The organism is Pseudoalteromonas sp. SG43-1 (genome assembly GCF_014164415.1).
GTDB lineage: Bacteria > Pseudomonadota > Gammaproteobacteria > Enterobacterales > Alteromonadaceae > Pseudoalteromonas > Pseudoalteromonas distincta.
The window spans coordinates 1-24,283 of record NZ_JACJFD010000020.1 but is presented as its reverse complement, the minus strand read 5'-3'; the positions used below and the strand labels follow the sequence as shown (position 1 = coordinate 24,283).

At 39.6% G+C, this 24,283-nt stretch carries 28 protein-coding genes and 1 rRNA gene; 9 read left to right on the top strand and 20 right to left on the bottom strand.

The annotated features are described in order from the left end of the window. Positions 1-7: 7 nt before the first annotated feature. The 6 genes from H5159_RS13985 to H5159_RS13960 form a co-directional block, all read right to left on the bottom strand. Positions 8-280, bottom strand: a complete 273-nt coding sequence (locus tag H5159_RS13985; protein WP_002959595.1) for an STAS domain-containing protein — start codon at positions 278-280, stop codon at positions 8-10. Positions 281-431: 151 nt separating this feature from the next. Beyond that, positions 432-1,049: an SCO family protein gene (locus tag H5159_RS13980; protein WP_182712889.1), complete on the bottom strand. Its 618-nt coding sequence runs from the start codon at positions 1,047-1,049 to the stop codon at positions 432-434. Beyond that, positions 1,046-1,975, bottom strand: coding sequence for a heme o synthase (gene cyoE / locus H5159_RS13975; RefSeq protein WP_138489788.1), 930 nt, complete (start codon positions 1,973-1,975; stop codon positions 1,046-1,048). The genes H5159_RS13980 and cyoE overlap by 4 nt, the downstream gene beginning before the upstream one ends. Before the next feature lie 12 nt (positions 1,976-1,987). After that, a complete protein-coding gene (locus H5159_RS13970; RefSeq protein WP_024595086.1) occupies positions 1,988-2,977 on the bottom strand; it encodes a heme A synthase in 990 nt (329 codons plus the stop codon). A gap of 28 nt (positions 2,978-3,005) precedes the next feature. Next, complete coding sequence (locus H5159_RS13965; protein WP_024595087.1) at positions 3,006-3,500, bottom strand: hypothetical protein; 495 nt, start codon at positions 3,498-3,500, stop codon at positions 3,006-3,008. Continuing rightward, complete coding sequence (locus tag H5159_RS13960; protein ID WP_182712890.1) at positions 3,490-4,230, bottom strand: SURF1 family protein; 741 nt, start codon at positions 4,228-4,230, stop codon at positions 3,490-3,492. Before H5159_RS13960 ends, H5159_RS13965 begins: the two co-directional genes overlap by 11 nt. 14 nt (positions 4,231-4,244) lie before the next feature. Here H5159_RS13960 and H5159_RS21190 point away from each other — a divergent pair, with 14 nt between their 5' ends. Beyond that, positions 4,245-4,553 (top strand): DUF2909 domain-containing protein, encoded by a 309-nt coding sequence (locus H5159_RS21190; RefSeq protein ID WP_182693455.1) that lies wholly within the window; start codon positions 4,245-4,247, stop codon positions 4,551-4,553. On the opposite strand, the gene H5159_RS13950 is transcribed toward H5159_RS21190, so the two are convergent. The 5 genes from H5159_RS13950 to lexA all read right to left on the bottom strand — a co-directional run bounded on the left by H5159_RS13950 (position 4,456) and on the right by lexA (position 9,731). Beyond that, positions 4,456-5,331 (bottom strand): cytochrome c oxidase subunit 3, encoded by an 876-nt coding sequence (locus tag H5159_RS13950; RefSeq protein WP_002959610.1) that lies wholly within the window; start codon positions 5,329-5,331, stop codon positions 4,456-4,458. The genes H5159_RS21190 and H5159_RS13950 overlap by 98 nt on opposite strands. Before the next feature lie 35 nt (positions 5,332-5,366). After that, complete coding sequence (locus tag H5159_RS13945; RefSeq protein ID WP_182693454.1) at positions 5,367-5,897, bottom strand: cytochrome c oxidase assembly protein; 531 nt, start codon at positions 5,895-5,897, stop codon at positions 5,367-5,369. Further along, positions 5,897-7,489 carry a cytochrome c oxidase subunit I gene (gene ctaD / locus H5159_RS13940; RefSeq protein ID WP_002959615.1) on the bottom strand — a complete coding sequence of 531 codons (1,593 nt, stop codon included), beginning with the start codon at positions 7,487-7,489 and terminating at the stop codon, positions 5,897-5,899. The genes H5159_RS13945 and ctaD overlap by 1 nt, the downstream gene beginning before the upstream one ends. Continuing rightward, positions 7,489-8,631: a cytochrome c oxidase subunit II gene (gene coxB / locus H5159_RS13935; protein ID WP_182712891.1), complete on the bottom strand. Its 1,143-nt coding sequence runs from the start codon at positions 8,629-8,631 to the stop codon at positions 7,489-7,491. Before coxB ends, ctaD begins: the two co-directional genes overlap by 1 nt. 482 nt (positions 8,632-9,113) lie before the next feature. Continuing rightward, positions 9,114-9,731 carry a transcriptional repressor LexA gene (lexA, locus tag H5159_RS13930; RefSeq protein WP_024595093.1) on the bottom strand — a complete coding sequence of 206 codons (618 nt, stop codon included), beginning with the start codon at positions 9,729-9,731 and terminating at the stop codon, positions 9,114-9,116. A gap of 167 nt (positions 9,732-9,898) precedes the next feature. Here lexA and H5159_RS13925 point away from each other — a divergent pair, with 167 nt between their 5' ends. Continuing rightward, entirely contained in the window at positions 9,899-10,339 is a 441-nt protein-coding gene (locus H5159_RS13925) for a PaaI family thioesterase (RefSeq protein ID WP_002959621.1), read from the top strand. On the opposite strand, the gene H5159_RS13920 is transcribed toward H5159_RS13925, so the two are convergent. Continuing rightward, positions 10,340-10,720: a hypothetical protein gene (locus tag H5159_RS13920; RefSeq protein ID WP_024595094.1), complete on the bottom strand. Its 381-nt coding sequence runs from the start codon at positions 10,718-10,720 to the stop codon at positions 10,340-10,342. Positions 10,721-11,033: 313 nt separating this feature from the next. Here H5159_RS13920 and H5159_RS13915 point away from each other — a divergent pair, with 313 nt between their 5' ends. Continuing rightward, the gene (locus H5159_RS13915) at positions 11,034-11,759 is read left to right on the top strand and encodes a hypothetical protein (RefSeq protein WP_182734520.1); all 726 of its coding nucleotides are present in this window, start codon (positions 11,034-11,036) and stop codon (positions 11,757-11,759) included. A 62-nt stretch (positions 11,760-11,821) separates the two neighbouring features. Here the strand turns inward: H5159_RS13915 and H5159_RS13910 are convergent, their stop codons facing one another. After that, positions 11,822-12,142 (bottom strand): chaperone modulator CbpM, encoded by a 321-nt coding sequence (locus tag H5159_RS13910; RefSeq protein ID WP_024599636.1) that lies wholly within the window; start codon positions 12,140-12,142, stop codon positions 11,822-11,824. Next, on the bottom strand, positions 12,142-13,110 hold the full coding sequence (locus tag H5159_RS13905; RefSeq protein ID WP_182712893.1) for a DnaJ C-terminal domain-containing protein: 969 nt from the start codon (positions 13,108-13,110) through the stop codon (positions 12,142-12,144). Before H5159_RS13905 ends, H5159_RS13910 begins: the two co-directional genes overlap by 1 nt. Positions 13,111-13,342: 232 nt before the next feature. Here H5159_RS13905 and H5159_RS13900 point away from each other — a divergent pair, with 232 nt between their 5' ends. From H5159_RS13900 to H5159_RS13890, 3 genes are all read left to right on the top strand, one after another. Next, positions 13,343-13,996, top strand: coding sequence for an endonuclease (locus H5159_RS13900; RefSeq protein ID WP_149603346.1), 654 nt, complete (start codon positions 13,343-13,345; stop codon positions 13,994-13,996). A 100-nt stretch (positions 13,997-14,096) separates the two neighbouring features. Further along, positions 14,097-15,704, top strand: a complete 1,608-nt coding sequence (locus H5159_RS13895; protein ID WP_182692764.1) for a S41 family peptidase — start codon at positions 14,097-14,099, stop codon at positions 15,702-15,704. Further along, entirely contained in the window at positions 15,704-16,075 is a 372-nt protein-coding gene (locus H5159_RS13890; RefSeq protein WP_182712894.1) for a hypothetical protein, read from the top strand. The genes H5159_RS13895 and H5159_RS13890 overlap by 1 nt, the downstream gene beginning before the upstream one ends. A 71-nt stretch (positions 16,076-16,146) precedes the next feature. Here the strand turns inward: H5159_RS13890 and hmpA are convergent, their stop codons facing one another. Then, positions 16,147-17,328: an NO-inducible flavohemoprotein gene (gene hmpA / locus H5159_RS13885; protein ID WP_024605008.1), complete on the bottom strand. Its 1,182-nt coding sequence runs from the start codon at positions 17,326-17,328 to the stop codon at positions 16,147-16,149. A 20-nt stretch (positions 17,329-17,348) separates the two neighbouring features. Further along, entirely contained in the window at positions 17,349-18,581 is a 1,233-nt protein-coding gene (locus H5159_RS13880; RefSeq protein ID WP_182716568.1) for an NnrS family protein, read from the bottom strand. Between the two features lie 279 nt (positions 18,582-18,860). Here H5159_RS13880 and norR point away from each other — a divergent pair, with 279 nt between their 5' ends. After that, positions 18,861-20,417: a nitric oxide reductase transcriptional regulator NorR gene (norR, locus tag H5159_RS13875; protein WP_182716569.1), complete on the top strand. Its 1,557-nt coding sequence runs from the start codon at positions 18,861-18,863 to the stop codon at positions 20,415-20,417. 32 nt (positions 20,418-20,449) lie between these two features. On the opposite strand, the gene H5159_RS13870 is transcribed toward norR, so the two are convergent. Continuing rightward, positions 20,450-21,349 carry a LysR family transcriptional regulator gene (locus H5159_RS13870; protein ID WP_138489798.1) on the bottom strand — a complete coding sequence of 300 codons (900 nt, stop codon included), beginning with the start codon at positions 21,347-21,349 and terminating at the stop codon, positions 20,450-20,452. A 119-nt stretch (positions 21,350-21,468) separates the two neighbouring features. Between H5159_RS13870 and H5159_RS13865 the strand changes: the two genes are divergently transcribed. Continuing rightward, positions 21,469-22,035, top strand: coding sequence for an NADPH-dependent FMN reductase (locus H5159_RS13865; RefSeq protein WP_008138682.1), 567 nt, complete (start codon positions 21,469-21,471; stop codon positions 22,033-22,035). Positions 22,036-22,056: 21 nt separating this feature from the next. Here the strand turns inward: H5159_RS13865 and H5159_RS13860 are convergent, their stop codons facing one another. Continuing rightward, the gene (locus H5159_RS13860; protein WP_154904115.1) at positions 22,057-22,497 is read right to left on the bottom strand and encodes a TerB family tellurite resistance protein; all 441 of its coding nucleotides are present in this window, start codon (positions 22,495-22,497) and stop codon (positions 22,057-22,059) included. A 99-nt stretch (positions 22,498-22,596) separates the two neighbouring features. Between H5159_RS13860 and H5159_RS13855 the strand changes: the two genes are divergently transcribed. After that, positions 22,597-22,977 (top strand): hypothetical protein, encoded by a 381-nt coding sequence (locus tag H5159_RS13855; RefSeq protein ID WP_039489163.1) that lies wholly within the window; start codon positions 22,597-22,599, stop codon positions 22,975-22,977. A gap of 2 nt (positions 22,978-22,979) precedes the next feature. Here H5159_RS13855 and H5159_RS13850 read toward each other — a convergent pair whose 3' ends face one another. Together H5159_RS13850 and rrf are read right to left on the bottom strand one after the other, a co-directional pair. Further along, positions 22,980-23,570, bottom strand: coding sequence for a hypothetical protein (locus tag H5159_RS13850; protein WP_182712897.1), 591 nt, complete (start codon positions 23,568-23,570; stop codon positions 22,980-22,982). 601 nt (positions 23,571-24,171) lie between these two features. Further along, positions 24,172-24,283, bottom strand: a 5S ribosomal RNA gene (gene rrf / locus H5159_RS13845); the annotation flags it as partial.

Here is a 24,283-nt window from a genome sequence, read left to right as displayed (position 1 = left end):
TATACCCCTAACTTTTACTTTCGGTTGTTAAGTATTGGCTTAAGCCAAGTTTATTGATTGTATGTGTTAAGGCCTCGCTACTGCCTACCCAAATGATTTTGTGCTGTATGGTAAGTAGGTGTTTTTGTAAGGCGCATAAAAGTTGAATTGAGGCAGTATCAGCAGAAATCACATCGTTAATATCAAGACAGATATCATCGTTGCTATTGAGTTCGTGCAGTAAATCTTGATGTAGTGTTTCAACTTGCGTAATAGCAAGTTCGCTTGGAAGTTTTAGCATTTAGTAGGTGCATTCCCTGTCAATTCAATTCATAACAAAAGCTTAGCCCTAGTTATTAAAATTGCCATAAAATGCTTAATTAAATTTAAATCGTCGTTAAAAAACAAAAAAAGGAGCCTAAAGCTCCTTTCAAATTGGTAAAAAGTAAAAACTAGTTTTTGTAGTAATCGGCTATTTTTTTAAACTCTTTCGTTAAAGTCGTCGCATTAATTAATGGCACACTACCTTGTTTGAATTCTGGTTTAAAAATAGCTCTAACCGCTCCATTTTGATCAACCATAGCGACCGAAGCACTATGATCAACTGCATATTCTGATTCACTACTATCGCTAATCGCGTAAATTAAACCAAGCTCTCTAACAATAGGAAAAAGGTGTTTATGCTCCCCTGATACAGCTAAAAAGTCAGGATTAAAGTAATCTATATATTGCTTTCGTTTAGCTGGTGTATCGCGTTTTGGATCAACCGATAAAAACCAAATTTGCAGCGGATAATCTGCTTGTAAGTTTTTATAAACAGCATTTAACTTAGCAAGTGTTAATGGACAAATATCTGGGCAGCTTGTGTAGCCTAAAAATACTAAATTCCACTGTCCTAAAAATTGTTGCTTAGTCACTAATTCGCCGCGCTGATCGTTTAGCGTAAAATCAGACAATGGCTTTGCATTTTCGTAAACTAATGCATCTACATCTGGTGGACTATTTTCATTTGAACATGCTGATAAAAACAAAACTAAAACAACAATTAATCCAAGCCATAACTGCTTCATAAAGGGAGCCATTTATCTATAAATAAGATTACAAAGAGTACCATTAAATGAATAATCGAAAAACGAAATAAGTCCATTGCAGTCTCATCATTTCCAGCAATTTTTAATTTGACGGCTTTATATATAAACACTGCATTTAATACACACGCACCTATTAAATATATTAATCCAGACATACCGATTAAATAAGGTAATACGCAAACTACAGCGAGTAAAACAGAGTAGGCAACGACGCACGTTTTACAAAAGTCGATTCCATGGGTTACTGGTAACATAGGAATTTTAGCGCGTTCATAATCACTTTTTCGCGCTATAGCCAGCGCCCAAAAGTGTGGCGGAGTCCAGGTAAATATTATCATTACAAGTAACCAAGGGGCTGCTGCCATTTGGTTTGTTTCTGACACCCAACCTAATAATGGAGGCATTGCGCCAGCCAACCCACCTATAACAATATTTTGCGGTGTAGCACGCTTTAAAAATGATGTATAAACAAATGCATAACCTACCAATGCAAATAACGTTAATATAGCGGTTAAGGTATTAGCCCACACCATTAGCATAATAAAACCCGCAACCCCAATAACAGCTGCAAAACTAAGCGCATGTGTTTTACTTAAACGCCCTTTAGCCACAGGACGATGACGAGTCCTTGCCATTTTTGAGTCTATCTCACTATCAACCACATGATTAATAACCGCTGCAGCAGCAGAAAGTAGCCCTATACCTAACAAGCTAATAAACTGTACAGCCATACCGCGCCCTACATCAGGAGCCAGCGCTAAACCAACCCAAGCTGTTAGTACCAGCATGGCTACCACTTTAAATTTACTAATTGCTAAGTAGTCTTGCAGCAAATTATGAGTACGCGAAATTAGCGATTGAGTATTAACGGGTAGCAGTATTTTTTTATCAATTATAAGTGCCATTATATTTCCCCTTTATGTGCGTGATTTTAGGTAATAACACAACCTAACCATGCTTAATAATAGTATGGCAGCCATCAAGTTATGCGCCAGTGCAACTCCCAACGGAATATGCCAATGTACTAAAATAAGCCCTAAGCTAATTTGGCAAAGCAGGGTAAGCAATACGCTCACCACGCAATTTTTAATTTTTTTAGAGTACGCTTGGCTGTATATTTTCCACATAATTAGCGCCAGAACGATGCAAGTAACCAGTGCCCAAATGCGGTGTAATAAATGAATAGACATACGCGCTTGCTGCGATAACACACCAAATTCATAATTACTGTGCTCAAGTGGTAATTGAAATACGCTACTCAATGAAAACGGTTGTGCGTAATTACACAATGGCAAACCACTACAATGAGGAGCGGCGTAATTTGCAGCCAGCCAACCACCAAGTGCAATTTGGATAATCAATACACTGAGCGCAACTAAACTTAAACCAAAATAGCGTTTTGCGCCGCTATCGCCACCCATAATAGGTTTTGCGGTTAGCCGTAAATATAAAAGCGTTATAAGTGACAAAATACTAAAGCCACCTAATAAGTGGCCCATTACAATAAGCGGCTGAAGGTTCATGGTTACTGTCCACATACCAAGGGCAGCCTGAAACACCACTAGTAGAAGTAAAGCCAAAGGCAATTTAACTGGCGTAGTTGGATATTGGCGCTTTAAAAAAGCCAACACAAATAAACCTAAAATAAGTAAACCTAAAGCACCTGCAAAGTAGCGATGAATCATTTCTTTCCACGCTTTTGCGGTTTCGAACATCATATCGGGGTAGCTTTGAGCTGCTAAGGCTATGTCAGCCTCATGCTTAGGTACCGTTAAAAAGCCATAACAACCAGGCCAATCGGGGCACCCTAATCCTGCATCACTTAAGCGGGTGTACGCACCTAAAGCAACTACAATCAAAGCGAGTAATCCTGTTATTAATACTAAGTTTTTATAATTTTTATACATCAGATACTCCAACTTAAGCTCAACTTAATTAGCTAGAACGAGAATAGTTAAGTAATTTTTTTAGATCTTTTAATAACCCTTTTTGTACTAAACGGTTTTCTTGTGGCTCGACCTTAAAGGGATATTCAAGTACCACTAACCCCATATGATCAATTAAATATAAACTTGCAGGGTTTAAACTCTGTTGTTCGGTAATAATTTTCCATGGTAGATTTTTATTGTCGGGGCTTCCCATTACAGCCATATCAACCTTGCCTTGGTTTTTACCAAGTGCCACATATAAGTTATTAAGTGCATTGAGCTGTTCGCTGCATGGGGTGTTACATTCGTTTGAATAATTAAGTGCGATAGTCCATTGTTTGGGATTATTTTGCGGCCAATTTTTAAGTTTTATTTCTTGGCTTAAAAACTCGCCATTATTAGTAATTGCAGTAGGCAACCAATCAAACTTTAATGCGCCATATGCCAAAATTAATGGGATAGCGCAGCAACCCACAAACAACAAAAGGGGATTATTTTTCATTATGTGTCCTTTTTTTACTCGCAAAAATAGCCACAACAGCACATGCAACAGCAATTAAAAACCATTGCAAAGCGTAGGCATTATGCTTTTGAGGGCTCATAACAACGGCCTCATAATGAGGTGTTGCAATCTCATCACCAGTACCTTGTCTGTAAGCCATAAAATTAATTAATGATTGCTGGCTTTGAGTGCTCAGCATATTCAAGTCGATAGATTGGATTCTTGTAGGTAAGTCGTTATTTGTAGTTTTATCTTCAAGCGTAAAGCTACTTAGGTTATTTTCTTTTATTTGCGCTTTAAGAATAAAAACACCTGTAGGCAGAGCAACCTTTGGCAGTGTATCTCTAGATATAGGCGCTTTTACCCATCCTAAATTAACTAAAATCACTTTTTCTTCGGTGTCTGGCTTTAGTAAAGCAAGTAGGTCGTACCCTACTTGTCCGTTATAAACTTGATTATCTAAAAGCCAATATTGGTTTTGTACAAACCGCCCTTTTAACTCAACCAATACACCAGTTTTGTTCCAGCTATCAGGCAAGTTAAGTAATTGAGACCAGCTCATCACACCACGAGTCTGTTGCTTAGCAATGGCGGTTAGTTGTTGCTGCTTTTGCTCACCTCGCTCCAACTGCCAAAACCCCAATCGCACACACACAAGTACAACAACCACAACCATACAAAGTGTGATTAGTGAGCTAAGCTTTTGTTTGTGCCATAAAACTAACTGCATAAAGGGTCAACTCAGTGATTATTAAAATTATTATCGTACTGTTGTTAATATTTATACTTTTTAACTTATTTAGAGCATTGTTTATTATGGTGTCAGGGAAAACAGGGGGACGACCTATGTCTCACTTTTTAGGTCGTCGCGTATTGTTTTCGTTCGTTGTTTTAATTGTTGTTATTGCAGCGCTTAAACTTGGTTTTATTAAAGCGAATAATTCGCCAATAAACGCTACAGCACATATACAAATACAAACAAACACAGCCACACCACATCAACAAAGTGCCAATACCAAGCAGCTGCTTGAAAAGCAAAGTGCTTATCTTTAGTAAAGTGCCCTTTTAATATCCGTAAAAATATTACAAATAAAAGTACGGTTCCTAGCGTTACATGCATGCCATGAAAACCAGTCAATAAAAAGAACGTATTACCGTAAATACCCGCATCTAGCGTTAGATTAAGGTCATTATATGCATGCATGTACTCCTCAACTTGCAGCCCTAAAAAGCAAACACCCAGTAAAATAGTAGCACCTAAAAAAACCTTAAGTGGAGTACGTTTATTGTTTTCCATCGCTACGTGGGCAAAATGTAAAGTAACTGAGGAAGTAAGCAGTATTAAGGTATTTATAAGTGGTAAGCCTTGCCAGCCCATAGCCTGAGTAGTTTCGCCAGCAGGTGTTGAAACTAGCGGCCAAACAGCTTCAAAAGTTGGCCATAAAACCTCGTTAGTCATTGCATTATTGCCTGCACCTCCAAGCCAAGGTACCGACAATACCCGTGCATAAAAAAGCGCACCAAAAAAGGCCATAAAAAACATAACTTCAGAAAAAATAAACCAGCTCATACCTTGTCTAAAAGAGCGATCCATTTGTGCTGAGTACAAACCTTGGTCCGATTCACTAATTACATTTTTAAACCAGCTAAACAACATATACACAAGCACAGCAATACCGGCATAAAGCAGATAAACCCCGCTACCACCTTCTTTACCTACACTCATAACAGTCAAGCCTGCCCCTACTGCAATAAAAAACAATGCAACTGCACCTACAATAGGCCACGGGCTTTGCTCAGGTACGTAATAATGCTCATATTCTTGATTCATTTTATTTACTCCTAGTTTCACACTAGTTTAAAAAGCTAGTTATTACTTGCCACCAGCTGTTCACTAATATCAAATACGGTATAAGATAAAGTTAATTCTTCAATGTCGCTTGGCAATGCGGTATCAACATAAAAAAGTAATTTAAATTCAAGCTCTTCCCCTGCTTTTAGAGGTTGCTGATCAAAGCAAAAACAAGCTATTTTATGTAAATACTTTGCCGCTTTACCTGGCGAGACTGATGGTACAGCCTGCATTACTTTATCTAGATTGCTGTTATTTTTAGCACTAAACATTACTTCACGCATTGCACCGGGTTTTACCACTACACTGTATTCTTTTGATTTAACTTTAAACGGTGCACCACTTTGTGCGTGAGTAGTAAAGCTAACGCCAACTTCTCGGTTTTGTACTATTTGTGTACTTTGCTCTGCTTGCTCAAGCGAAGGCTTTCCATTAAGCCCTGTTACATCACAAAACACGTCATACAAAGGTACTAAAGCAAAGGCAAAGGCAAACATGCCTATGCAAATAAGTACCAAACGTTTGAGTAGCGGTGCATGTGTCATTACTTAATAACCGGCGGCGTAGAAAAAGTATGATATGGCGCTGGAGAGTCAACTTCCCACTCAAGGCCTTCTGCCCCTTCCCATACTTTTGCAGGCACTTTATCACCGCCACGCGCGCATTTAATTACCACAGCTACAAACAACAATTGCGATAAACCAAAGGCAAACCCACCAATACTTATGATTGCGTTAAAGTCGGCAAATTGAAGAGCGTAATCGGGAATTCGACGCGGCATACCAGCAAGCCCTACAAAATGCATAGGAAAAAACAGTACGTTCACGCTCACCAGCGATAGCCAAAAATGCCATTTAGCCAATGTGATATTAAACATATTGCCCGTCCACTTGGGCAGCCAGTAATAAGCCCCCGCCATTATCGAAAATACAGCCCCTGTTACTAATACATAATGAAAGTGCGCCACTACAAAATAAGTATCGTGATATTGAAAATCAGCAGGTGTAATTGCCAGCATCAATCCCGAAAAACCACCCAAGGTAAACAGCACAATAAACGCAATACTAAAAAGCATTGGCACTTCAAAAGTTATTGAGCCTTTCCACATTGTGGCAACCCAATTAAATACTTTTACTCCTGTAGGTACCGATATAAGCATGGTCGCGTACATAAAAAACAACTCGCCAGCGACCGGCATCCCAGTGGTAAACATATGATGAGCCCATACAATAAAGCTCAATAGTGCTATGGAGGATGTGGCGTATACCATTGAGGCATAGCCAAAAAGTTTTTTACGAGAAAAGGTAGGTACTATTGTAGATATAATGCCAAAGGCAGGAAGAATCATAATGTATACTTCGGGGTGACCAAAAAACCAAAAAATGTGTTGGAACATCACCGGGTCGCCACCGCCTGCGGCATCAAAAAAGCTGGTCGCAAAATACTTATCGGTAAGTACCATAGTGACAGCCCCTGCAAGCACTGGCATTACGGCTATTAATAAAAAGGCAGTAATTAACCACGTCCATACAAATAATGGCAACTTCATCCATGTCATGCCTGGGGCACGTAAGTTCACTATGGTTACAATCACATTGATTGCGCCCATTATTGAGCTAATTCCCATAATATGTACGGCAAATACAAACAATGCAGTATTATCATTACTGTATGTTGTGGACAGTGGTGCATAAAAAGTCCAACCAAATGCAGGCCCCCCACCAGGCATAAATAACGATGCCAATAGGATTAGAAACGCAAACGGTAAAATCCAAAAGCTCCAGTTATTCATTCTTGGCAATGCCATATCTGGCGCGCCAATCATGAGTGGTATCATCCAGTTAGCAAGGCCTGTAAAGGCGGGCATAACCGCACCAAACACCATAATTAAACCATGCACTGTGGTCATTTGATTAAAAAAGTGAGGGTCGACCAACTGTAAACCTGGTTGAAATAATTCAGCTCTGATCACCATGGCCATTGCGCCACCAATTAAGAACATGGTCAGCGAAAAAATTAAATATAAACTACCTATATCTTTATGATTAGTTGTGTAAAGCCAGCGTTTAAAACCTTTAGCTGGGTGATGAGCATGATGAGCTTCATTGGCGTTAGGTTGTTCTACTATGCTACTCATTAGTTCGCCTCCACTTTGGCATCAAGTGCCGTCTGTATTTGACTCGGTTGAATAACATCACCCGTATCATTACCCCACGCATTACGTTTATAAGTAATAACCGCAGCTAATTGCTTTATAGATAACTGCTTGGCAAAAGCTTGCATTGCCGTACCGGGTCGTCCATGGATAACTACATCAATGTGATCTTTTATATCGCCAAGCACTATCGGGCTGCCTTTAAGTGCAGGAAATACGCCCGGTAACCCCAAGCCAGTAGGTTGATGACATGCAGCACAATTAGCCATATATACTTGTTCGCCTAAAGTCATTAATTCTTCTTTTGGGAGGGTTTTATCAAGTAATGCGGCATCTGCTAATGCTGCTTTTTGTTTAGCCTGCTTTGCATCTGTAAGCCATGTTTTAAAATCAGCCTCAGATTTAGCGACCACCACAACGGGCATAAAGCCATGGTCTTTACCACACAACTCAGCACATTGGCCTCGGTAAGTACCTTCTTCGTTTATGTTCGTCCATGTTTCGTTTATAAAGCCGGGGTTCGCATCTTTTTTAACTGCAAAATCAGGTACCCACCAAGAGTGAATAACATCGTCAGAAGTCATTAAAAATCGTACTTTTTGATTTATTGGCAGTACAAGAGGCTTATCAACCTCAAGTAAGTAGTTAGGATTTTTATCTGCAAGATTCGCGATTTCATCTTGCGGGGTAGATAAAATAGAGTAGAACTCTACATCTTCGCCCATATATTCATAATGCCATTTCCATTGCGAACCCGTAATTTTAATAGTGAGATCAGCTTTGCTGGCATCTTCCATTGCAATTAGGGTTTTAGTGGCTGGTACTGCCATAGCAATTAAAATAACAAACGGAATTGCAGTCCAAAGTATTTCTACTTTAGTGCTTTCGTGAAATTGGGCAGGTACAGCCCCTTTAGATTTACGGTGATGAATAAGTGCCCAAAACATAATTGCGAACACTATCACCCCAATCACACAACATATTATAAATATGGTCATGTGCAGCTGATATACATTATTGCTTATATCGGTTACGCCTTTGCGCATATTGTATTGGCTGTTAGCCAAAACTGGGTGCGAAAAAACACATAATATAAGCCACAAGGTAGAGGTCAGTTTACCCATGTGACGGCTCCTTTGATGCTATTGCGAATGCAAAGCGAAGAGGCATACGGCTTAAACGCCAATTCGTTATTTTTATTTTTTTAGCCAATCTTATTTAATATTGATTGGTTTTGCTGCGCCAACAACGAGTTTGTGTATATTGTGTGTTCTCAAAACTAAAAAGCTGTGAGTTATTATTAGCTCAGCACATTAACAATTAGCTAAAAAACGAACAACAAGCAAGTTTTAGTATAAAAAACAATCAGGTGATATTGAATAATTAAAAAAAATCGGTAATCAACTGGGCAACAGGAAGTTCAAAATATGAGCAAAACAAAGGGGTTTAACGCATTCGGAGGGGGAAAATATAAGTGCAAAAAAGTTTACAGCTTAAATAGTCAGTGGGCTGTTTACGCCCTTTTTTTAGTACAAATTCTAAAACAAAAATGCGTACTAATTAGTACGCATTTATAAAACTGCTTGTTTAAAAGCTATTTTTAAAGTCACATCCAATCAGCGTTTCTTATAACGCCAACGGCTAAGCCTTCAATATTAAAAGACTCATTCTCAAGATCTACTTCAATAGAGTCAAAATCGTCGTTTTCAGCATGAAGTAATACTTTACGACCCGCTTTCTCAAGACGTTTTACAGTTACGTCTTCGTCTAGGCGAGCAACAACAACTTGTCCATTTTCAGCGGTTTGAGTACGATGTACAGCAAGTAAATCACCATCCATAATACCAATATCTTTCATGCTCATACCGTTAACGCGTAGTAAAAAATCTGCAGCCGGTTTAAACATTAATGGATCGATTTTGCAGTGACTTTCAACGTGCTCTTGCGCCAAAATAGGTGAACCAGCAGCAACACGCCCTATAAGCGGTAAACCTAATTGTTCTGGCTCTTCTTCTTCAATTAATTGAATACCACGGCTTGCACCTGGTTTCATTTTAATTGCGCCTTTTTTAGCAAGTGCTTTTAAATGTTCTTCAGCAGCATTGGCACTTTTAAAACCTAATGTTTGCGCTATTTCAGCACGTGTAGGAGGCATACCAGTGTCTTTAATAAAAACTTTAATTAGTTCGAGTATTTGAGCTTGGCGGTTCGTTAATGGTCGCATACAACTGGTTTTCCATACAGTACATTTAACTGTGAGTATATACAGTTAAATAAAAATCGCAAATTTAAATTAAGCCTTAAAATAGCTAAAGTAATTTCACTTGTGTACATTTCAAGGATATAACTAAAGCTAAGTTTATAAATGATTAAAAATGCAAAGGAGACATTATGAGTATTTGGTACCAGCCCATCACCTTAGAGCTGTGCAAGCAGTTAGAGCAAGGCGTTAATGGCCAAGGAACATTAATGAAAACTATGGGGATAGAAGTCACAGAAATTGGCGATGATTATTTGGTTGCCACAATGCCGGCAATTCCTGAGCATCATAACCCGATGGGGATGGTACACGGCGGTGCTAACGTTGTACTTGCCGAAACAGTTGCCAGCTATGCCGCTAACTTTGTTGTCGATTTTACTAAATTTTACTGTGTAGGGCAGGAGATTAGCGCAAGTCATTTAAAAGCATCTCGCAACGGCACTTTAACAGCCACGGCTAGAGCATTTCATATAGGTAAACGTAGTTCAGTATGGGAAATAAAAATTACAAATAGCCGCAATGAGCTGTGCTGCGTATCAAAAATGACCGCAGCAGTCGTAGAGCGAAGATAGTTACTTTTCGATTGGGTAAATGGTAATTTCCATACCCGCACCAATCGCAGATATACGCAATAATGTATCTGCATCTAAGGCTTGATTAAAGCACTTAGGAGAAGTCCCTGATTCAAAACCAATATCAAACGTTCTACGTGAACAGCTTAACCATTGCTTTAGCGCGTTACGCGAACACGATTCAATAAGCTCACATATATGGTTTATGGCTTTATCAGGTGTGCTCACCTCACCTGTAGCTTCAATACGCGCTAGTTGACGGTATTCGTCTTTGTCATAATGTAAAATCGTCGCGACTTTTTTCAAGTCCGCCACTAGCAAACTAATATCTTGCTTTGATTCAAGCTCAAGATCTACATTTAAAAATTGAATTTCCGACATCGTTTCGTATTTATCCTCTAATAATTTCATTGCAAACTTTAACGCAGTTTTACCGTTATACCAAATCAACTATGCTCTATTAACCACTTTATATGGATATTTCGCAGCTTTTAAGTATTTTTTAGCATTTAAAGCTGGCTGGATATAAAACATTCAGCTCAATTAAACAGATAAGTCATGTTAGGAATTTAAGTGTAATCTTTTTTATTTTTAAATGATTACAGTAAGCTATAGTTTAAACTGCGACAAAATGTCGCAGTAACTTATCCCATTGATGTAATAAACTAGCTTCTAAAAATAATAAGACTAAAACATGAATAAAAAAATATTTAAACATGCTCGCAAGTTACATAAATGGTTAGGATATTTATTAGCACTACAAATTTTAGCATGGTTACTAGGTGGTTTAATTATGAGTGCAATCCCTCTTGATAAAGTTCATGGGGAGCATCTTGCAACACGTACTCTTAATAACCCATTTACGCAGGCTGATTATGTTGCCTCCCTTGACGATATTGCCTCTCAGGTGGTTAATCCAACACAAATAATTTTTGAGAACTTCTTAACTACACCACTTATTACTGTCTTTAGTAATAACGAGCAGCAAAGCTTCAATGGAATAACAGGCCGACCATTTGAACCGCCAACTAAAATACAAATTACCGCAAATGCTAAAGCACACTTACTTATTGACGCTCAAGTAACAAGCGCTGTACTACTAAAGCAAGGTATGCGAGAAGTTGGATATAAAACCAATGTTTGGCAGGTACAATTTGACGACACATTTAACACAACACTGTACTTGTCAGAAAATAACGGCAAAGTTGTTACCGTTCGCAGCACGCTATGGCGAATATTCGACTTTTTTTGGATGTTACATATTATGGATTACGATGAGCGAGAGGATTTTAATAATCCACTGCTTATTAGCTTTTCAGCAACCAGTGTACTTTTTTGTTTAAGTGGAATATTACTACTTATACAAAATATACGACTAAAACGATTTATCCGAATTAAAAATAAGAATAAATCAAAGTAGTCATATTGGTTTTTGAGAGCTAGCGCCCACTTATCAAAGAGTAAATAAGCCTAGGGCTTATTTTATTCCAAGTGCTTAAATCGACTCAAATGTCGCTTTAACATTTCGTTTTCGAAAATCAACTCATCACGCTCATCCAGCAATTGTAAAACTAAAGCTATTGCCGACCAATCTAACGAAAAGTCATGTTGGATGCGGGCCGCTTTTTTAACTAAGGTCACTGCAGATACCGTAAATTGCCACTGCGTAACATGATCCCCCTCAATTGGAACCGCAATATTATGCTCAACTAGCTCATATAAAATTGCTTCGCTAATATCACTGCTCAAACATAGCTCTTTGCTAGTAAGTAAATCGTCTTTTTGTGTCACGATAATTTGCATTATGGCTTGCTCCAGTTATTACGGGGATCAAAGTGAGCTTTTTTGGCTAATTCTTCCCACAGTTTTTTACTGGCATCATCAACAGATGTTGGATTAACAATTTTAAGCACAGCAAATAAATTACCTTTAGCTTTTTTACTCATTAATCCCTTACCTTTAATACGCAAGCGTTGACCAGACTGACTATTAGAAGGAATAGTTAATTGGATGTTTCCTGTCAACGTAGGTAAATTTAGCTTTGTACCAAGAGCCGCTTCCCATGGTGCAAGAGGGACAACTATATTTAGGTTATGACCTTCAACATCAAATAATGGGTGAGGCACTAAACTAATTTGTAAATACAAGTCGCCATTTTGCCCATTAGCTGACCCTAATCCGCCTTGCCCTTTTAGTCGAATTCGCTCGCCATTTACTGAGCCTGCAGGAATTTTCACTTTAAGTGATTTTTTAATTTCAGTGACACGGCCACTGCTGTCTCGCTGCGGTAACATAAACTCAACAGGCTTAACGGTATCAACTAAAGTCTCTTCAAGAAAAATTGGGAACTCTATTTCCACATCTTGTCCTTTTTGCGCGCGAGCGGCGTTACTTCTGCTCTGCCCGGAACGATCGAATCCACCAGCTCCGCCAAACATTGAATTAATAAAGTCAGAAAACTCTTGGTCGGTTTGAGGATCGCTTTGCTGATAATTACTTTGCGAAGAGGCATTGTTACCACCATAATGGCCTTGCTGTTGACGAGCACGATTTTGTTGGTGACGACGTAACTCGTCGTATTTAGTGCGTTCTTCTTTGTTATGGATGACTTCGTAAGCTTCTGCTATTTCTTTAAACTTATCTTCTGCTTGAGGCTCTTTGCTTACATCTGGGTGATATTTTCTGGCTAACTTTTTATAAGCAACTTTAACCGCTTTATCATCTGCATCAGGCGATATTCCAAGCACTGCATAATAATCAACAAATTTCATTTGCAATCCAAATCCTCATATTGAGTAAGCTTTAAGCATACTCCTTAACGGGTAACCTTGTGTGGTTAAAATACGATAAATATTGAGAAATAAATGAATAGTGAAAGTAACTTTGAGTAAAAAAATTAATCAGGCACTTTTTATTAATATAAGCGTAGGCCTTAAGTTAACTTTATCTTTTATCTTCAGGGCTTTAAACTGCCTATTCCTGTAGTTCACATTTGTGATGGATATGACTCGATTTATTCTGGCCTTATTGGCTTGTTGTGTGTGCGTTTCGGTATCAGCCGAACAATTTACCCGTTTTTCAACGGCTAAAAGACATTTAATTAAAACCCTACCTGACAACGCCAAAAGCATTTACTGCGGTTGCGACATTAAAAAAGAAGGCAAAAAACTCGTTCCTGACCCGTCTAACTGTGGTTACATTCCTCGAAATACCCTTACCCGCTCAGGTAAAGTAAATGTGCGAGCACTACGCATTGAGTGGGAGCACATTGTTCCGGCGTGGGAATTTGGTCACCAGCTACAATGCTGGCAAGATGGCGGGCGTAAAAACTGCCGTAAAGTAAGTGCTAAATTTAGAAAAATGGAAGCTGATATAAATAACTTAGCGCCAGCTATTGGCGAAATTAATGCCGATCGCTCTAATTATCGTTTTGGTATGCTTAGCGAAAACGCCACACAATATGGTCGTTGCGAAGTAAAAGTAAACTTTAAGCAACGTGTAGTTGAACCGCCTGTTTATGCACGAAAACGTATAGCTGACACCTACGCTTACATGCAAAAAACATACGGTTTAAAAATCTCTGATAAACAGCAAAAGTTATTTAATGCATGGCAAAAGCAAGCATTCGCAGATACAAGTAGTGCGAGCAAGCTCTAAGCTTTAACACTCATTTACATAAATCAAAGTTATAAATGTTGAATAAACGAGCGAGTGTTGTAATATTTTAAACAACTTATTTACAAAAAAGCCCTTAACTATGTTTAAAAATAATAAAACCTCGCTTGCCATTTTCACTGCATTTGCGGGCTTTGCTTTGACCGGTTGTGGCGGCGGCGGTAGCGGTATCGACTCAGCCCCTGTAGTTACAACACCTGTTAGTAGCAGTCCAACATGGACTGCGGGTGTATTTGAACCCTCTAACGATTTAAAAAACTTTTGCGAAACCCCGCGTACGGGTAACGATCCCTTTAATAACAACGAGCCTTACCCAGATCAAGCCGGTTCTGCCCTTTACGAAAAACTCTGGCTTCGCTCTTGGAGCGACGAAACCTACCTTTGGTATGATGAGATTGCCGATAACGATCCTGAAAGCTTTGCCACAGTAGCCGATTATTTTGCCCAATTAAAAACAGAGCAGCTTACCGACTCAGGGGCAAAAAAAGATAACTTTCATTTTTCAGAACCTACTGAAGATTACTTTCAAGAAGCGCAATCGGGCGTTACTTCTGGTTACGGTATAAATTGGGCGTTTATTGGCGATACAGCCGACCGTATTTTACGCGTCGCTTATCTTGAAGATGATTCACCTGCAAGCCAAATAGGCTTTCAACGTGGTGATACTGTACTTTCAGTTGACGGTGTTAGCATTAATACCAATACACAGTCGGGTGTAGATACGCTTAACGAAGGTTTATTTAGTCCTACTAACGGCGACTCACATACTATTGTTGTACGCAGTAACGATGGCGCCGAAAAAACATTTAATGTAACCGCTGGCAATATTGAACAAACACCGGTTCAAAATGTTAAAACGATTACAACCGCAAATGGTTCAAGCGTGGGTTACATGCAATTTAATAGTCATATAAGCATTGCCCAAGAAGGGCTTATTGATGCAGTAAATAAGTTTAAAACCGATGGTATTGATGAGCTTGTAATCGACTTTAGATATAACGGTGGTGGTTTATTAGCACTGTCGGCACAATTGGCTTATATGGTTGCCGGTAATGCCAACGTTAACAACCGCTTTTATTATCAAACTCAACAAAACGATAAACAACCCGTTGATTCGCCTTTTCCATTTATTGATGAAGAAATAGATTACTCTACTTTTTTTAGCACAGGTGAAAACCTACCTGATTTAAACTTATCGAAGGTTTATGTATTAAGCACATCAGGCACCTGTTCGGCATCAGAAGCTTTTATTAATGGTTTAAAAGGTATAGACGCAGAAGTTATTTTAATTGGCGATACAACCTGCGGTAAGCCCTATGGCTTTACCCCAACTCATAACTGCGCAACAACCTATTACACTATTCAATTTAGTGGGGTAAATAGCAAAGGATTTGGCGAATACGCTGCGGGTTTTACACCAACCCCTACGCCACAATTTGATGCTGATGTTCAAGGTTGTGAAATTGAGGACGACTTTGATCATCAGTTAGGCGACAGTGACGAGGCCGTTTTAGCCACCGCATTGTTTCATGTTGAAAATGGCAATTGCCCAATTAGAACGGCTGCTGCAAAAGCAGAGCCAGCTAATTTTTCAAGCTCTCGTGAATCTCTCATTCCTTTAAATATGCCTGAGCAATTTACCCAGCGTAATATGGACTTAACTTGGCCAACACTGAGTGAGGAAAGGTAATGGATAAATTATTACTCCCATTAGCTACCTTATTCGCTTTAGGTGGATGCCAAAGTGTAAATAGTGATCCCGCTAAACCCGCTATATTAACGAGCGTTAATCCTAGCGTTATTGCAACACTACAACAGGCAATTCAACAAGCTAAGGGAGGCGCATTAGTAACACTTTCCGATTCCGTATTTACTAAACGTAGCGAACTGCTAATTGATCATGCAATGAGTAAAGGGTCTGATGGCAGAGTAATTATGGGCGCGCATAATATAAAATCTGAGAAGTTTATTTTGCAACTACGTAATAACCAATGCGAGCTTTACTATCCTAAAAAAGAGCTTACTACAGTACTTGAAGGTGTGACCTGTAAAGAGTTATAAAGCACTTTATTAGCGTTTATAAAAAGGCGCGCAGCACATCGCTGTACGCCTTTTTCTATTTTAAAGCGTTATTACAAGTCTTCATGCGGACCAAACACTTCATAATGAATCTGCTCGTTTTTAACACCTAGTTCAAGTAACTGCTTTTTTATAAATGCCATAAAACCGGCAGGACCACATAAGTAAAAGTCGCCATTACTCAATGGTAGCTGTGCTTGTACTGCATTTAGGTTCATTAACCCAGTAAAGTCAGCGCCCTCTGTCGCTTGGTTAAACCACGTTATTGTTTTCAAGTGGTTATTCTGCGCTGTTAGATCATATAAATATTTTGAAAACGAATGTTGCTGAGTATTTTCGCAAGCATGTAAATACATAATCTCTTGATTAGAATTGTCACTTAATAACGTTTCAAGCATAGCCAGCATTGGCGTTTGCCCAACACCTGCTGAAATGAGAACCACTGGACTTGTGTTATTGCGTAAAAAGAAGTCTCCTGCCGGCGGGTATAACTCAACAATAGTGCCTTGCTCTAATGAGTGTAAATAATTAGACACCATGCCAGGCTTTGGCTGTAGCTCTTTTTTAACACTAATACGGTAGTTTTTAGCGTTACTTTTTTGTGAAATAGAATACTGGCGAATTTCTTCATATTCAGCGCCCTCTGGCTTAACTTTAATACCTAAATACTGCCCTGGTTTATGTGTAATAACAGCTTCGCCATCAACTGGCGTAAGTGTAAAACTCGTTACTAGTTCTGATTCGGCCTGTTTGTTGGTTATTTCAAATTGCCGAGTTCCCGCCCAACCACCGTGTTTATTTTTACTGTGCTCATACAAAGCAGCTTCTTCGGTTATACAAATATCAGCAAGTACGCCGTAAGCTTCGCGCCAAGCGTATTCAACATCGGGAGTAAATTGCTCAGGAAGAAGTTCTTTAAGCGTACCAATTAAGTGTGCACCTACAATAGGGTAATGCTCAGGTAAAATATTCAAGCTTGTATGCTTATGATTAATACGTGTTAGCGCTTCTTTTAATACGGCTAAATTATCAATATTTTGTGCATACGCAGCCAATGCATTAAAAAGTGCAAATTGCTGACGACCTGTATCTTGGTTCGCCATATTAAAAATATTTTTAAGCTCAGGATTATGACTAAATAAACGCTTATAAAAATGATCGGTAACAACCGTACCCGCCTGCGCTAATAACGGAACTGTGCTTTTTACAATCTCAATGGTTTTATCAGATAACATATGTATTTCCTATGGATGAACTAACCACGACGCCCATCAACACGACGCCGCGTTAATATAGGTGTGCAGTGAATTAAAAATAATGAAAAAGCTACTAACCACAGCAAAGCACTTATTTGCCAAGCAAGGTGAGGCCTAATAATAAAAGGGAGTAATGAACGAGTAATAGCGGCCACAAGCAAAAATGCAAAAGCAACAGCCATGTAATGAGGAATAGCGAGTATCCGCCCTGTATGACCATGCGATACACGCGTCATCATTGCTAAAATCATCATACCTATTGTGCCAATAGTGATTAAGTGCAGCGCATCTTTAAATTGCATTGCACTGCTATAAAAGCTAAATGCAACCATCATTAACCCTACGCCTAACGCTAAGTAGGAAAAATGTAAAGACCATAACAACGGCACTCTCAATACCTTGCTATCCCACCAACAACCAGCCCTAAGCAGGTGAAGCGCAGCAACAGTTGCAACAACTAACGCAGGATTAATCGTGTTCAAAAACAACTTGTTGATGAAAAATAAAGTGATAGCCACAATAGATAAATACATAACAGCTTTATCTATTTTAGGAGTGCGAACTTGTGCGGCTAACCCCAGACCTTTAGCGGTAAAAAATGGTAAAACGCGGCCCGCAACAATGCCAACTAGTAAAGTAATAACCAGCACTGCGGTATCAACCACACCAAGTGCAAGCTGCATGTTTTGTTGTAAAACAAGTATTAAATACAATACATTGAGCCCACAAAGCACAGCTAAAATAGCTAAAAACGGATAGTTACTTTTGCTATTGGCTTTTAATAACATATTAGCCAACGCGGTTATGGCGCCTAGCCACCAAATAACTTGTAATGTAAGTGCAGCATATAAATTAAAATGAGCAATATCTGGCAGTACTACAAAAAATGCTAAGCGCGCTGCAAGCCATATAAACGTAAGCCACATAAGGGCTTTGCCACTTATGCTCGGCACGCCTGTCCACGTTTGTGCTGCGGTAAGTAAAAAGCCAACAGCTACAACTCCTGCAAAGCCAAACAGCATTTCGTGCGCGTGCCATAATGTCGCAGGTATCGATAAGTGCCAACTTGCATGGCCTGTTAAAATAAGTAGCCAATACCCCACTGACAAAAATGCCAATAAGCCACCGCCTAAAAAGAAAGGCCTAAAAGCTAGCATCCATAACGACCATTGAGATACTTGATGAATAGCAACGCGTGCTGGCATTGGCTCAGTTAAGTTTATAGGGCGCATTATTTTATTTCCTGCCCTACACCATACTGAGCAAAAAAGTATTCAGCGCACGCTAGTGCCTCATGCAGTGAACTAAACTGTGTTTGATTATTTAAATTATTCAGCATTAGTGTGTTCATGGCGATCTCTGTAACTAACTACGTTACTTAGCTATTACACATACTGTGCCAACAAGTTTAATTAATTAAATTCAACAAGTTAAATTAAATCACTTTACAGTGTGAGTCTTTATGACCTACTATAAATTAACTCATAAAAACACAAATAGGTCATTTTGACGTGAACCAGCAATTCAACCTTACACAAGTTGCTCTAGAGCTTGCTCAAAGTACACTACACGAGCATAGCTTTGATAAATTACTAGCAACGGTTGAGCGGGTTATTCCAAGTGATGCAAGTGCGTTATTAGTGCTTCAGGGCGAACAATTAAAACCACTGGCAATTAAAGGATTAATGCCCGACAGTTTAGGCAGACGATTTAAAATAGTAGAACACCCTCGCCTAGAAGCTATTTGCAAAAGCACACTCGCGCTTCAATTTGCGCACGACTGCCCACTACCCGATCCATACGACGGATTACTATTAGCTAAAACCGGCGACATACCGGTACATGCATGTTTAGGTTTACCTCTTTATGATAAAAACGCGCTACTTGGCGTACTTACGTTTGATAGCCTTAACGCCAATGCATTTAACAGCATAAGCGCTGATACACTCAATACCTTACAAACGCTGTGTAGCGCGCACTTTAAAACGGCCTTAGAACTTGCCCATTACAAACAGCATGCACAGCACTCAAGTGCATTAGTACAAGAACTAAATCGTGAAGCATTAACACGTGACGGCGGTGAAATTATTGGTCAAAGTCCACTAATGCAAACACTTAAAAACGAAATTAAACTCGTTGCAGCATCTAACTTTAGCGTGCTTATATTAGGTGAAACAGGGGTAGGGAAAGAGCTTGTTGCACGTAATATTCACTTAAATTCAGCTCGCAAAGATCAACTGCTTATTCACTTAAATTGTGCATCGCTTCCCGAAAACCTCGCTGAAAGTGAATTTTTTGGTCATGCGAAAGGGGCTTTTACAGGCGCACAAAATTCGCGCCAAGGTAAATTTCAATTAGCTGATGGCGGCACGTTATTTTTAGATGAAATTGGGGAACTACCCCTTGCCATGCAAAGTAAACTATTACGAGTGCTACAAAGTGGCGAAATACAAACGGTAGGAGAAGACACGCCAAAGTACGTAGATGTACGCGTCATTGCCGCAACCAACAGAAATTTAAAAGAAGAAGTAGCTCAAGGTCGCTTTAGAGCCGATTTATACCATCGCCTCAGTGTCTACCCTATTACTGTGCCACCACTTAGTAAACGCGAGCACGACATAACACTCTTAGCTGGTTATTTTATTGAGCAAACAGCCCGTAAATTAGGGATAAAACAATTAAAACTAAGCCCTGAAGCGCAAGTACTGCTTAATCAGTACAGCTGGCCAGGTAACGTGCGCGAGCTTGAACATGTCATTAGCCGCAGCGCCCTAAAAGAAAAACAAAGCCAATGGCAAAATCCGATAATAACCATTACAAGCGAGCACTGTGACTTAACACCGAGTGCGCCGCAAAACTCTCTAGTAGCAAGCCAAAGTACAACCAACACCTTAATCAACCAACCTTTAAAGCAAGCTGTAGAATCGTTGCAATACAACGTAATTACCGAGCAATTAAAGAAGCATAACTACAACTGGTCAGCAGCAGCAAGAGTACTTGAATTAGATAGAGCAAACTTAGTACGCTTGGCTAAACGCCTAGGGATAGAAGTAAAAAAAACACTATAATCATTTAAAATACAGCTAACACGCTGCTAAAACTATTGATTAGCAGCTAACTTACTAAAGTGTGTTTTTAACAACCCTGCAAAAGCTTGTACTTTAGCAGTACGATGCACTAAGTGATGCGTGACTAACCATACATCGGTAGGCCAGCTTAACTCACTGTGCAATATAGGCACTAAATCAGGATATTGCGCCGCTACGTCATGTTGTAATCCGCCAATGCCTAGCCCTTTAATGATTGCACGAGTCGCTTCTGCAGTTTCAGATACTCGCAGCTTTATTTGCGATGCAGGAATGTGCTCATCAGCCCATGCAAAATAAGGCACGCGGGCATTAAAACCTGCCACGCCCGATACAAAGTTATGTTGTTGTAAATCAATTAATAATTTAGGCATACCGTATTTATTAATGTAACGTTTATTAGCGTATAAACCCGATGAAAGCTGCGCCAAATGCTGAGCAATATAATCGCCTTCATCAGGTCTTGGGCCTGCACGCACTGCAATATGTGCTTGTCCGTGATCGAGCCTTAGCCTTTTTTGTTCTAAAATAACCTCAAGCTGCACTTGTGGATGTAGCGCCTGAAATTGCTCACATACATCACCAAGGACATCCATGAAGCCACTTACCGTCGTTAGCAACAAACTACCTCTAAGGGTGCTATCGGCCGCTACTATATCGTTATGTAACTGCTCTAAGGAGCTATGGATTGTTTGTGCTGTTGCAAATAACTTGGTGCCAATTTCAGTAACCTTGTAGCCACGAGCATGGCGATGAAAAAGCCGTGCATTTAAGTTTTTTTCAAGATTATTAATTCGCCTAAGCACTGTGCTGTGGTGCACATTAAGCTCCTCGGCCGCTGCTGTTAGCGTGCCTAACCGTGCTACTTCGAACGCAACTTTAACGTCTTGCCAATCTTCAAATTTTATCGCCATGCTGCCTACCTTTTACTTATGTGCATATACGCACACAAGTGTTGCGTTTATTAGGGTTTTCTACAAGTGAAATTTTGCTACATTAGTCATGTAACTTAAAACATTAAAAGGCCACTACCATGTCAGCACCAAAAATTATCGCCCTAGCTGGAAGCCTTCGCCAAGAAAGCTTTAACCAAAAAATTATTAATGAGGCAGCACGTTTTGCTCTACAAACAGGTGCTGAAGTAGAAGTAATAAAACTAAACGAATTAAACATCCCACTATTTAACGAAGATATTGAAGCGCAAGGTACACCAAGCGATGTACAGCTTTTAAAAGATAAGCTACGTACAGCCGACGGTATTTTACTAGCAAGCCCAGAGTACAACGGCTCTATTACCGCAGCACTAAAAAATGCGATTGATTGGGCATCGCGTACAGAGCAAGGTGCTGTTCCTGCTTTTCGTAATAAAGTGGTTGCTTTGTTTGCAGCATCGCCTGGTGGGCTTGGCGGCTTACGCGGTTTAAATCATGTGCGTGATATATTAAGCGGCATTGGATCGTTAGTACTTGCCGATCAACTTGCAGTACCCGCTGTGCACACACTGTTTAATGAGAATGGGCAAATAAATGAACCTGTAACGGCTGAAAAAGTATCAGCCCTCGCTCATCAGTTAGTAAGCGTTGCAAGTAAGTTAAGATAACTTGCACGCCTAAATAACTAATTACTTTGTCGCTGCTATTTTGGCGGCGATAAAGTCGGTATGCGTTACATATAAAAGCCCTGCTACTTTACGTATAACGTAGTCTTCTTGGGGATCTATTTCTCCATCGGCATACGCTAAGCGCCATAATAACTCTATTATTTCTATTCGCTGCTCCGCGCTACAATGCTCATTAATCTGTTTTGAAAACTGAAAGTAATCTATCGAATCATCTAAGCTACTTGCCGCATTATTAGTAAGCTCATTAACCTCAGTGTCTGTTAAATTAAAGTACTTTTTTAAGGTTACAGTCAGGGTTCGTTGTTCATCATGTTCAAGCTTGGTATCTGCGCGCATAACTTCAATTAATAATGCAGCAACCGCTGTTTTTAAGTCGTGCTCTTGCATACTTGGCTGCTGTTCATCGAATACAGCAAAAAGTTGTTTTATTTGTTTGAACATCACACTTTCCCTTTTTGGGTGTTAGACTAATACGTAAAGAAATCGACCTTATTACTCTTATTAATGGGTATAAAGTTCGCAAATTAAAGGATACATTTTATGAAAGGAATAAACACACCACGCTTATTTATAGGCGCTACGCTGGTGGCCCTTTCGAGTGCAAATACTGCACTTGCTGAAAAAGCCGAAACCGAGAAGCTCTACGACTTTGATAACAAAGTACATTACTACCAAACACAAATTGGCGAAGACAACTATAAAATAGAAATCCAGTCAGACGATTACAAACACTTTACCAATCAAAGTGTATTTTTGTTACGTCATGCTGACCGTCTATGCCGCGGCAATACCTTTATGTTGAAAGTACTTGAAGGCGTGCAAGAGTACGAACGCTTTCCAACAAAACCACGCGCTTACCAACCTGATTTAAGTGTTTTACTCCAATGCGAAACTAAAGAAGATACAAGTAAGGGTAAGTAACCTTATTTATAACCCCAAGGTGCTGATGGTGGAGTAATCGGTTTAGTTAAATCAAAATCCACCTTAAACTCACGTCCTTGGCGAATTAATCGATAAGTAAATACTTCTGGGTAAATATACATTTGCCATGTATTACCTACAGACTGCGCAAGACCTTGTTTTACAAATAACTCTTTAGAGTATTGGTCTGCTGGAAACGACTGTATCTGCGCAGACCCTGCATCAAGCGTATGGCCACCATACATAGTTGATGCGTCGTCTGTTCCATCTTTATGACGATGATCGTGCTTTAAACTCAAGCCGCTACCCGTTTTAGTTATGATCCACGTACGTGATGCATCGTCTCCTACATGAAACGGTACTTGTAACTCAGTCTCACCACATTTACGTACATGCATAACCAGTTTTTTATCTGTAAATGAGCTTGGGCCTTTCGCGTTATCTACCGCTACTTCACCTTCAAAAGCTTTACCACAATGCGCTGCAATACTATTAAAAAAGGCATCATGAGTAGGAATAGACACTAACGGTGCAGGGCGTGCAAAGGCTGTCGATGAAGCAAGTAATAAAGTTGCTGCAGTTAATAATTTCATTTTTTTCTCGTTATAGTTATTTTAAAACACCTGTAATAGTACAGTTTTCTTAAGTACTTTATTAGAAGTATCTAAATAAAAATGAGAACAGGACAACTAGATAAAATTTTAAGTAATGATTAACGACTAAATATCTCTGCACTCATTAACAATCCTACTTTTATAAATATTAATTGCACACTCCGAGATGTGATTTTAACGTCGGGAGTCGCTACGCTCGAACGACCCACGTGATGGATGTTGGTATGAGTGTGTGTTAACTGCGCACATTTCACTTTTCTGCAGATGTAAAAAAGCCCGACTATTTCTAGTCGGGCTCTCTACAATGTGAGGTCGGTGCGCTACGCAGTAGGATGTCGTAGTGCCCACAGCGGTAGAAAGTCGTAGTGCCCACAGCGGTAGAAAATCACAGTGAAATGCTACTGTATCGACCGACTGAGATATTGAGGGGTTTTGTTGCGATTTTCACATCGGGAGTCGCTACGCTCGCCCGGCCTACGAGATGGGTGTTGCTGTGAGTGGATGATAATTGCGCACATTTTACTTTTCTGCAGATGTAAAAAAGCCCGACTATTTCTAGTCGGGCTTTCTACAATTTGAAGCCTGGTAATGTCCTACTTTCACATAGCAAATGCTACACTATCATCGGCGCTGTTTCGTTTCACTACTGAGTTCGGCATGGAGTCAGGTGGGTCCAAAACGCTATTGTCACC

Excerpts from the sequence above, each read along its gene's own strand:
- H5159_RS13915 (WP_182734520.1), top strand. The coding sequence starts at position 11,034 with ATGAATAAAAAAATATTTAAACATGCTCGCAAGTTACATAAATGGTTA.
- H5159_RS13865 (WP_008138682.1), top strand. The coding sequence starts at position 21,469 with ATGTCAGCACCAAAAATTATCGCCCTAGCTGGAAGCCTTCGCCAAGAA.
- H5159_RS13880 (WP_182716568.1), bottom strand. The coding sequence starts at position 18,581 with ATGCGCCCTATAAACTTAACTGAGCCAATGCCAGCACGCGTTGCTATT.
- ctaD (WP_002959615.1), bottom strand. The coding sequence starts at position 7,489 with ATGAGTAGCATAGTAGAACAACCTAACGCCAATGAAGCTCATCATGCT.
- H5159_RS13910 (WP_024599636.1), bottom strand. The coding sequence starts at position 12,142 with ATGCAAATTATCGTGACACAAAAAGACGATTTACTTACTAGCAAAGAG.
- H5159_RS13895 (WP_182692764.1), top strand. The coding sequence starts at position 14,097 with ATGTTTAAAAATAATAAAACCTCGCTTGCCATTTTCACTGCATTTGCG.
- H5159_RS13960 (WP_182712890.1), bottom strand. The coding sequence starts at position 4,230 with ATGCAGTTAGTTTTATGGCACAAACAAAAGCTTAGCTCACTAATCACA.
- H5159_RS13980 (WP_182712889.1), bottom strand. The coding sequence starts at position 1,049 with ATGAAGCAGTTATGGCTTGGATTAATTGTTGTTTTAGTTTTGTTTTTA.
- hmpA (WP_024605008.1), bottom strand. The coding sequence starts at position 17,328 with ATGTTATCTGATAAAACCATTGAGATTGTAAAAAGCACAGTTCCGTTA.
- cyoE (WP_138489788.1), bottom strand. The coding sequence starts at position 1,975 with ATGGCACTTATAATTGATAAAAAAATACTGCTACCCGTTAATACTCAA.
- H5159_RS13985 (WP_002959595.1), bottom strand. The coding sequence starts at position 280 with ATGCTAAAACTTCCAAGCGAACTTGCTATTACGCAAGTTGAAACACTA.
- H5159_RS13950 (WP_002959610.1), bottom strand. The coding sequence starts at position 5,331 with ATGAATCAAGAATATGAGCATTATTACGTACCTGAGCAAAGCCCGTGG.
- H5159_RS13860 (WP_154904115.1), bottom strand. The coding sequence starts at position 22,497 with ATGTTCAAACAAATAAAACAACTTTTTGCTGTATTCGATGAACAGCAG.
- H5159_RS13945 (WP_182693454.1), bottom strand. The coding sequence starts at position 5,897 with ATGACACATGCACCGCTACTCAAACGTTTGGTACTTATTTGCATAGGC.
- H5159_RS13970 (WP_024595086.1), bottom strand. The coding sequence starts at position 2,977 with ATGTATAAAAATTATAAAAACTTAGTATTAATAACAGGATTACTCGCT.
- coxB (WP_182712891.1), bottom strand. The coding sequence starts at position 8,631 with ATGGGTAAACTGACCTCTACCTTGTGGCTTATATTATGTGTTTTTTCG.
- H5159_RS13900 (WP_149603346.1), top strand. The coding sequence starts at position 13,343 with ATGACTCGATTTATTCTGGCCTTATTGGCTTGTTGTGTGTGCGTTTCG.
- H5159_RS13855 (WP_039489163.1), top strand. The coding sequence starts at position 22,597 with ATGAAAGGAATAAACACACCACGCTTATTTATAGGCGCTACGCTGGTG.
- H5159_RS13870 (WP_138489798.1), bottom strand. The coding sequence starts at position 21,349 with ATGGCGATAAAATTTGAAGATTGGCAAGACGTTAAAGTTGCGTTCGAA.
- H5159_RS13890 (WP_182712894.1), top strand. The coding sequence starts at position 15,704 with ATGGATAAATTATTACTCCCATTAGCTACCTTATTCGCTTTAGGTGGA.
- H5159_RS13850 (WP_182712897.1), bottom strand. The coding sequence starts at position 23,570 with ATGAAATTATTAACTGCAGCAACTTTATTACTTGCTTCATCGACAGCC.
- H5159_RS13925 (WP_002959621.1), top strand. The coding sequence starts at position 9,899 with ATGAGTATTTGGTACCAGCCCATCACCTTAGAGCTGTGCAAGCAGTTA.
- lexA (WP_024595093.1), bottom strand. The coding sequence starts at position 9,731 with ATGCGACCATTAACGAACCGCCAAGCTCAAATACTCGAACTAATTAAA.
- H5159_RS13920 (WP_024595094.1), bottom strand. The coding sequence starts at position 10,720 with ATGTCGGAAATTCAATTTTTAAATGTAGATCTTGAGCTTGAATCAAAG.
- H5159_RS13905 (WP_182712893.1), bottom strand. The coding sequence starts at position 13,110 with ATGAAATTTGTTGATTATTATGCAGTGCTTGGAATATCGCCTGATGCA.
- H5159_RS13965 (WP_024595087.1), bottom strand. The coding sequence starts at position 3,500 with ATGAAAAATAATCCCCTTTTGTTGTTTGTGGGTTGCTGCGCTATCCCA.